Genomic DNA, 8,231 nt, shown 5'->3' with positions numbered 1-8,231 from the left:
CTCAAAGTTTGCGTACTTGGAAAGAAGTCATCCACGACAATGGATATAATACCATATATTCTTTCATTTGAAAACTAAAAGCTGTTGACTTTTTTACTTTGTCAACAGCCTGAAACATGAGAAAAATCTCATGTTTTTTCTTTTATAAAATATAGTTTTCTAAAAATACTGCAATACCATCTTCATTATTGGATGTTGTTGTATATTGCGCAATGTCTTTAATTTTTGGATTTGCATTTGCCATGGCCACTCCAATATAATCTCTTATCATTTCATAATCATTGAGTTCATCACCAAATGTTAAAATGCAATCTGTAGATAAGTTTAATTCTTGGCACATTTTTTCAATACCTTTTGATTTAGAAAGTTCAGGATTTAAAAATTCAAATAATATCGGTGTTGATTGCACTCCTCGATAATATGGATGGTCAATGTGATGATAATGTTGACTGATCTTTTGAATTTCTTCTTTATCAGCCATGAAAATCATCTTTTCTATTTGTTTATGATAATACGGTGTTAAGCCATCTACAACTAATGGTAATTGATTCTTTTTCGCAATCTCAATCGCAAAATGATCTTCTTTTAAAACATGGAAGGACTCCTGATCATAGATGCCTGCATTAAAATCAAATTCTTGAAATGCTTCTAGTATAACAGGAATAAACTTTCCATCCAACAAATAACAAGATGACATCTTTTGTGTTCTCATATCTAAATAACATCCACCATTAAATCCCATAATCACATCCACATAAGGTTCAATTTTCCACTTTTTAATGAGATGTTTGACTGCAAATGGTGTTCTTCCTGTCGCAATTCCAAATAAAATCTGTTTGTCTTTAAGTTTTTTGATAGCTTCAATTGTTTTGGGTGTCACCATTCCCTGGTCATTCAATAATGTTCCATCTATATCCACAAGTACCAATTCAATAGCTTTCATACCATTTTCCTCCTTATTGATGTTTTTGCCATTGGCATTCTATCATTTCCATATGAGAAAATACAGCATCAAAAGATGAGTTTTCTGGTGAACATGCATAAATACCAAACTCAATTTCATCTGTCCCTTCCCACATATGACAAATACGCATCTGCTTAAAATGAACTCCATCAGTTGAACATTCAATACAGTAATCTGATTCTCTTCGACTCAAACGATACCACATAGAATGAATAGAAGCATCAATGTCTGTTGTGGCCCAATCTGAATAACCACGATTCGTTACAACACTCCCTAGTCTTTGAAACTCTTCATTTTCATATTCAATAGAAGCTTTTAACCAGTTATCACTATTTAAATACATGACAACACCACATTGATCAAATCTTCTTTTACTATTAAATTCAGTTTTTACAATAAATGAAAAATATTTTTCACTTGTTTTCATCTGTAATACAGGAGCATTATCATTTCTAAAACCATAGTATGTTCTTTGCCATAAATCTGTTTCAGGTTCTGTTGTTATGATAATCTTCTGATCTTGAATATCATATTTTTGAGGTTTCCTAGTCCATTCTAATTTGTTAAAATCAAATTCCATTATTTACCATATCCCTTCATTAACTTCATCTAATATATACACTAAATTTATTATATATAGAAAGAGATGACAATGCCACCTCTTTCTATTGATTATTATCTATACGTAATATGTTTCTTCTATTCACAAGAGCTTTTCTAGCTTCAGAAATATTTATTGTACACTCTCCATTTAGTCTTTCTTCTTCAGCTTCTAAGACACTTACACGTAAATCTAGTAACTGTTCTTTTCTTTCAGATACTTCTATATTTATAAAAACAGCATCTACTTTTTCATTAATAGCGTTATCCATCATTTGAACAACTTCTTTTATAGAATAACCTTGATTCCCTTTCATTCTATCTTTTTCAATTTCCAGAAGTTCTTTTTGAAGTTTCAACATCTTTTCTTGATAATTTTTCATGATTATCAGATCTCCTTTTTATTTTTATTAAAAACCAAATACTTTTCTTCTCAATTCTTTATTAGCAATCAGTCCTAAATATCCTCTTAATTTCAATCTTGCGCTATTCCATTTTTTATCTTTAGACATGAGCGTCCAATCATTATTAAGGTATTCTTTATTTTCTGATTCAAATATGACTTCTCCTATTTTATAAAACTTTTCATTATAAATCATATCTTCAAATATTTTCCATAATATCAGATATCTTTGATCATTTATGTTTTCAATACTTTCTTCAAAAAAATCAGAAAATACATAAATTTGGTAATAATTATTTTCAGCATAAACAAGCATGTCCATAATCCATAAAAGTGGATTTTTTATATCTAAAGAGTCAGTCATGATGATATCAGTTTTCCATAATTCATCACTTTAAGTACTTTTTTAAAATAACACTTTCATAGATAGCTATGACTATAACTATTCCTGGCATGACTGTCAAAATAACAAGAAAGAAACAGATTAACTTGCCATGAATCATCAATCCTTCAAAAATGAAAACCATACCATAAATCAACATCAAACGTGATGTTGCATGATTATATGATCGAATATTCGTTATCTGATTTATTTTTGGCGGATTTGAATTGTTATATATAGTCACTGGTTTCTTAGAAAAATAATAATAGATTGATACACAAATCATCATAAAACCAATAGCAATGGCTACACCTCTTTCTACTGACATAAATATTCCTCCTGTTAAAAAATCCATCTTCTAAGAATATTATGACACCCTAAATAAATAATAGCAATCAATATTCTCAACCACATAAAAAGTGAAAAATCGCAATGACTTTTATTTTTACAAAACTTCAATTTTAAAATATTTTACAAGATAAAAAACGTTGATAAAATCAACGTTTTTGTCTTTTTGTATTATTCACCGATAATATTCATCATATCTTTTTGGAATACTTCTGTTTTAGCAGTTGCATCATCAACAGTTGCACCTTTGATTGAGAAATAGAATTTACATTTTGGTTCAGTTCCACTAGGTCTAGCAGCAATCCAAGAACCATCTTCTAAATAATATTTCAATACATTTGATTTTGGTAAATCAATAGTTGTTTCATTTCCATTTTCAGTTCTTACACTTGTCTGATAATCTTCAACAGCAACAACTTTAACACCACCAATTTCAGTAGGTGCATCTTTTCTTAAATTATCCATGATTTCTTTAATTCTTGCAGCTCCAGCAGCTCCTGCTTTAGATAAAGCAATTTGACTTTCTTTAAATGCACCATGTTTCGCATATAATTCATTTAATACATCAATTAAATCTTTACCTTGTTTTTTGTAATAGTTACCAGCTTCAGCAGCAGTTAAGACAGCTTGTACTGCATCTTTATCTCTAACGAAATCTTTAACAACACATCCATAAGATTCTTCATAACCAAAGACAAATTGTTTTTCTCCAGTTTTTTCATATTTACGAATCTTATCTCCAATGAATTTAAATCCAGTTAATGTTTTTTCTACATCAACACCATAGCTTCTTGCTACTAATTCACCTAAATCAGAAGTTACAATGGTATTATACATAACAGCATTATCAGGTAATGTTCCTTTTTCTTTCATTTGACTTAAAATATATTCAAGATAAACGGCAGCTGATTGGTTACCACTCATCAATACATATTTTCCATCATGTTTAGCAACAACACCTAATCTATCTCCATCAGGGTCACAGATAACTACAACATCAGCATCAACTTCTTTAGCTTTAATGATAGCTAATTCATAAGCCATATCCACTTCAGGGTTAGGAGATTTTGTATTTGTATAATCTGGATCAGGAGCACATTGTGCTAATACTGGCACAACATCATATCCTAAACGTCCTAAGCAAGTTCTGACAGGGATATTACTTGTTCCATGTTGTGGAGAGAAGACAATTTTAAATCCACTCTTATCCATACCAGGATTAATTTCAATACCCATAACAGCTTCATAATATGCTTCATCAACTTCTTCACCAATCCATGTCATATATGGATAAGCTTCTTCATCACTGCATACATGAATATCTAATTCATCTTCAACTTCATTAACATATTTAACAACTTCATCTGCCCATTCTGGAATTAGCTGACATCCTGTATCATCATAAACTTTATATCCGTTATATTCTTTAGGATTATGTGATGCAGTAATCATAATTCCACCAGCACATTTTAAATATCTCACCGCAAAAGATAATTCTGGTGTAGGTCTTAAACTTTCAAAAATAAATGATTTAATACCATAAGTTGCTAAAACTTTAGCACTTTCAATCGCAAAACGATAAGACATATGACGGTTATCATAACCGATAGCTACGCCTCTTTCTTTTCCGTTTTCTAATCCCAATACATATTTTGCAAAACCAACATTTGCTTTTCTAATAGTATAGATGTTCATTCTATTTGTTCCAGGTCCCAAAATACCTCTCATACCAGCAGTACCAAATTCAACATTTGTATAGAATGCATCTTCCTTTTCTTTTTCTCCCATGTTTGTTAATTCCATTTTTGTGGCTGCATCCATTGCAGGATGATTCAACCATCTTTCATAATTTGCTTTATAATCCATATTGTTTCACCTCTGCTTCTATTATATCAAATCTTAAATATCAACGCCATAAAAACCCACTTTGAAATGTAAACATTTTCATTAAAAAATAATAGTTTTCACAAATTTATGTAACCACTATCATTTTTTGTTTTATTTATGTGTTTTTTCACTTTTCATAAGAGATATTCAAACATAAAAAAATAAAATCAATCATATAAAATGATGATATAATAATGAAAAGAAAGCGAGGTTATAATATGTCAAGAATTTTTATAACTGGTGATACTCATGGCTCATATGATATTCAAAAACTTGCAAGAAAGAACTTCCCTGAAGGAAAAACATTAACCAAAGATGACTATGTGATGATCTGTGGCGATTTTGGCTGTGTCTGGGGTGGTGAGTTAGCTGGATCTGATCGCTGGTGGCAAAACTGGCTCGATGAGCAGCCTTGGACAACATTATGGGTTGATGGCAATCATGAAAATCATGATTTATTAAAAACATATCCTATTGAAAACTGGAAGGGTGGACGTATTCATAAAATCAATAATAGTATTTTTCATTTGATGCGTGGTGAAATCTTTACACTTAACAATCAAACTTTCTTAGCTTTTGGTGGTGGCTATTCAACTGATCGTGTTTATAGAAAAGAAGGCATTTCATGGTGGAAAGGAGAATTGCCAACACATGAAGAAGTCAACCATGCCCTCAATAATCTCAAGAAATATCACAATCAGGTTAATTATATTTTAAGTCACGATGCTCCTCGTGACATTAAAGAATATTTAGGATTTTATGATAGCTGTGATATGACTGTTTATGGTGGTGAATATGAAGATATTCATAGTGTCTTATATTTGCTTAAAAAGACCATACAATTTCAAGCCTGGTATCTAGGTCATTATCATATAGATAAAGATATAGGAAGTATGCATATTCTTTATCATCAAATCATTGAAATCACTCATAAATAAAAAGCAAGGATCCCTTGCTTTTTTATCTTATCACATCTACACATTGACCATTGACATATTGGATTAAATCTTGAGGTTTTAAAATCACCTGTAAACCTCTTTTTCCTGCACTGATTGCGACTCTGTCTAACAGCAAGATATCTTCCTGAAAATAAGTAGGAAACTTTTTCTTCATGCCAATAGGAGAACACCCACCACGCATATATCCTGTTAATGGTAATAAATCTTTCTGATGAAGCATTTCAACACTTTTATGTCCACTGGCTTTCGCCAGCTTTTTTAAATCAATTTCTTCCATGACTGGTATACAACAAACCAAATATTCATGATGATCATGTAATACAAGCGTCTTATAGATTTCATCTGCTTCTAAATCTAACTGATGAACAATATGTTCACCAGATAAATGATTGTCATCATACTCATATTCACGTGTTTCATAATTGATATGTTGCTGATCCAATAACCTTAATACATTTGTTTTAATCTTTTTCATTTTTACACCATTACTTATATGATTTATAGAATTCAATAAATCGCATCATTGCTTCTTTTAATAAATCTGAATTTGTTGCTGTATTAATACGTACCCATCCCTCATAATTATCAATAAAACGGCTTCCTGTTTCCAATAACACATGTGTTTCATTAGCCAAGTCAATAACAAACTGATCAATATTGGCTATTTTTGGTAAATAAACCCATATTAAATATCCTGTATCTGGTTTCATGATTTTCATATCTGTTGTTTCTAGTAATTCCATTGTCATATTAATATTTTGACGAAGATATTCTAATAAATCATAATACCATTGTTTCCCCTCGTTATAAACAGTTTCAATCATATAAATACCAATACGTTGTGGACCTATATGAAGTTTTGAGAGATAATCATTAAATTGTTTATTGAAATCTTCATTTTTACAGATTGTAAAAGATGTTGATAATCCTGAAATATTAAATGTTTTATTTGGCGATGATGATACAATAATCTGATTATAAATATCAAAAAATCGGATAAGAGAAACAAATTTTTTATCTGATATAAGGATATCGCCATGAATTTCATCAGAGATAATCATGACTTGATATTTTTTACATAATTGAACTAATTGGTTAAGTTCTTCATATGACCAGGCTTTACCTCCAGGATTATGTGGATTACAGAACAACAGGACATCAATTTGATGTAATTTTAACATCTTTTCCAATTCATCATAGTCTATCAAATATTCCTGATTTTTATTTTTTAATGGCATCTTATAAGCATGCCCAATTTGAGCACAATTATAAAATGGTCCATAGACAGGTGTCATAATTAAAATGTTTTGATTTCTTGCGAATAAATCAGTTAATAAATGTAGTGATGTAATTGTTCCAATAGATGGAAGAATCCAATCCTTGTTGATATGAATATGATGAATTTCATCATACCATTGAATAATGCTTTCATAAAAACTATCCTGGACATGAAAATAGCCTAAATCTCCCTCACTGACAAATTCCATTAATTTCTTTTGTACATTTTCATCCATCTTAAAATCCATATCCGCAATAAATAATGGATAAAACTGATCTTCAGTTTGAAAATGAGTTTGGAATCTCTTATTGATATATGGAGCTTCCCATTTCATAGAACCATTATGTCTTCTTTCTAATATTGATCCAAAATCGTTTTTCATTCTTTTATCTCCCTTCATAATCAATATCTTTCCACAAAAAATACATCGGCCTATATGTTATTATAAGCCGTTTTCGTGTGACAAGCAATAAACAGTTCTCACTTGAATCTTTATCATCTTTTTTTGTTTAAAACTTCAAATTGATTTTCTCAAAAGATTATACCACTTTTTTTGAAAACACTGATATTTATCATTACAATCATTTCTATGATAACTATTCTTAAAGAAATCATAAAAAATCTATTTAAATCATCAAATTTATGATGATTATTTGTTATAATGTAAACAAGGATGTGAGAAAATGACAAACAAAGAAAGATTTATTGAAATTTATAAAACAAAAATTCATCGTGATGGAAGTGAAAAATTATTAGAATTTTTATTATCACGTAATTCTGATTTTTTTGAAGCCCCTGCCAGTTCAAGATATCACGGTAATTATGAAGGTGGTCTACTTGAACACAGCCTCAATGTTTATGATTGTCTAAAAGACTATTTATCACGTGAACGTGTTCAAAAAACATACCATTTGAATTATAATGAAGAAACTATCGCTATTGTTGCTTTGCTTCATGATTTATGTAAAATTAACTGTTATAAACAAAGTATGAGAAATGTCAAAGAAAATGGACAATGGATTCAAGTGCCTTTTTATGAATTTCAAGATACATTGCCTTATGGTCATGGAGAAAAAAGTGTTTATATGATTAGTGGCTATATGCGTTTAACAAGAGAAGAAGCCTTTGCGATTCGTTATCATATGGGGTTTGCTGGTAATGAAGATGCCAGAAATGTAGGTGCTGCTTTTGAAATGTTTCCACTCGCTTTTGCCTTATCTACTGCCGATATGGAAGCCACTTATTTTATGGAAGGAAAAAATCATTCTTAATCAAAACAAGCTTAGCTTGTTCAGGCTGTTGACAAAGTGGTAGAATTTTTTATTAAATCTACCACTTCTTTTTATTTTTTATGCAAATTGATAAATTTGTACTATTTTCCTTATATGTCTTTCTTTTTTGTTCGGTGA

At 30.2% G+C, this 8,231-nt stretch carries 10 protein-coding genes; 2 read left to right on the top strand and 8 right to left on the bottom strand.

Annotation, left to right across the window (positions count from 1 at the left end):
- Positions 1-142: 142 nt before the first annotated feature.
- The 6 genes from B5E48_RS12835 to B5E48_RS12810 form a co-directional block, all read right to left on the bottom strand.
- Positions 143-943, bottom strand: coding sequence for a Cof-type HAD-IIB family hydrolase (locus B5E48_RS12835; RefSeq protein ID WP_087305486.1), 801 nt, complete (start codon positions 941-943; stop codon positions 143-145).
- A 13-nt stretch (positions 944-956) separates the two neighbouring features.
- Positions 957-1,544 (bottom strand): DUF1349 domain-containing protein, encoded by a 588-nt coding sequence (locus B5E48_RS12830; protein ID WP_087305484.1) that lies wholly within the window; start codon positions 1,542-1,544, stop codon positions 957-959.
- Between the two features lie 85 nt (positions 1,545-1,629).
- Positions 1,630-1,947: a hypothetical protein gene (locus B5E48_RS12825; protein ID WP_087305482.1), complete on the bottom strand. Its 318-nt coding sequence runs from the start codon at positions 1,945-1,947 to the stop codon at positions 1,630-1,632.
- 27 nt (positions 1,948-1,974) lie between these two features.
- Positions 1,975-2,331 carry a hypothetical protein gene (locus B5E48_RS12820; protein ID WP_087305480.1) on the bottom strand — a complete coding sequence of 119 codons (357 nt, stop codon included), beginning with the start codon at positions 2,329-2,331 and terminating at the stop codon, positions 1,975-1,977.
- A 25-nt stretch (positions 2,332-2,356) separates the two neighbouring features.
- A complete protein-coding gene (locus tag B5E48_RS12815) occupies positions 2,357-2,677 on the bottom strand; it encodes a hypothetical protein (protein ID WP_087305478.1) in 321 nt (106 codons plus the stop codon).
- A 191-nt stretch (positions 2,678-2,868) separates the two neighbouring features.
- A complete protein-coding gene (locus tag B5E48_RS12810) occupies positions 2,869-4,563 on the bottom strand; it encodes a phospho-sugar mutase (protein ID WP_087305477.1) in 1,695 nt (564 codons plus the stop codon).
- A gap of 239 nt (positions 4,564-4,802) precedes the next feature.
- Here B5E48_RS12810 and B5E48_RS13925 point away from each other — a divergent pair, with 239 nt between their 5' ends.
- Positions 4,803-5,522 carry a metallophosphoesterase gene (locus B5E48_RS13925; protein WP_241146984.1) on the top strand — a complete coding sequence of 240 codons (720 nt, stop codon included), beginning with the start codon at positions 4,803-4,805 and terminating at the stop codon, positions 5,520-5,522.
- 22 nt (positions 5,523-5,544) lie between these two features.
- On the opposite strand, the gene ybaK is transcribed toward B5E48_RS13925, so the two are convergent.
- Together ybaK and B5E48_RS12795 are read right to left on the bottom strand one after the other, a co-directional pair.
- Positions 5,545-6,018, bottom strand: a complete 474-nt coding sequence (ybaK, locus tag B5E48_RS12800) for a Cys-tRNA(Pro) deacylase (RefSeq protein WP_087305488.1) — start codon at positions 6,016-6,018, stop codon at positions 5,545-5,547.
- A 10-nt stretch (positions 6,019-6,028) separates the two neighbouring features.
- Complete coding sequence (locus tag B5E48_RS12795) at positions 6,029-7,204, bottom strand: MalY/PatB family protein (RefSeq protein WP_158097301.1); 1,176 nt, start codon at positions 7,202-7,204, stop codon at positions 6,029-6,031.
- Positions 7,205-7,505: 301 nt separating this feature from the next.
- Between B5E48_RS12795 and B5E48_RS12790 the strand changes: the two genes are divergently transcribed.
- Positions 7,506-8,093, top strand: a complete 588-nt coding sequence (locus B5E48_RS12790) for an HD domain-containing protein (RefSeq protein WP_087305473.1) — start codon at positions 7,506-7,508, stop codon at positions 8,091-8,093.
- Positions 8,094-8,231 lie beyond the last annotated feature (138 nt).

The sequence above is a fragment of the Massilimicrobiota sp. An105 genome (assembly GCF_002161155.1).
GTDB lineage: Bacteria > Bacillota_I > Bacilli_A > Erysipelotrichales > Coprobacillaceae > Allocoprobacillus > Allocoprobacillus merdigallinarum.
Note: the sequence above shows the minus strand (reverse complement) of the source record. Positions and strands in the feature narration are given on the sequence as shown.

Coding starts and splice junctions, on each gene's coding strand:
- B5E48_RS12835 (WP_087305486.1), bottom strand. CDS start 943: ATGAAAGCTATTGAATTGGTACTTGTGGATATAGATGGAACATTATTG.
- B5E48_RS12830 (WP_087305484.1), bottom strand. CDS start 1,544: ATGGAATTTGATTTTAACAAATTAGAATGGACTAGGAAACCTCAAAAA.
- B5E48_RS12825 (WP_087305482.1), bottom strand. CDS start 1,947: ATGAAAAATTATCAAGAAAAGATGTTGAAACTTCAAAAAGAACTTCTG.
- B5E48_RS12820 (WP_087305480.1), bottom strand. CDS start 2,331: ATGACTGACTCTTTAGATATAAAAAATCCACTTTTATGGATTATGGAC.
- B5E48_RS12815 (WP_087305478.1), bottom strand. CDS start 2,677: ATGTCAGTAGAAAGAGGTGTAGCCATTGCTATTGGTTTTATGATGATT.
- B5E48_RS12810 (WP_087305477.1), bottom strand. CDS start 4,563: ATGGATTATAAAGCAAATTATGAAAGATGGTTGAATCATCCTGCAATG.
- B5E48_RS13925 (WP_241146984.1), top strand. CDS start 4,803: ATGTCAAGAATTTTTATAACTGGTGATACTCATGGCTCATATGATATT.
- ybaK (WP_087305488.1), bottom strand. CDS start 6,018: ATGAAAAAGATTAAAACAAATGTATTAAGGTTATTGGATCAGCAACAT.
- B5E48_RS12795 (WP_158097301.1), bottom strand. CDS start 7,204: ATGAAAAACGATTTTGGATCAATATTAGAAAGAAGACATAATGGTTCT.
- B5E48_RS12790 (WP_087305473.1), top strand. CDS start 7,506: ATGACAAACAAAGAAAGATTTATTGAAATTTATAAAACAAAAATTCAT.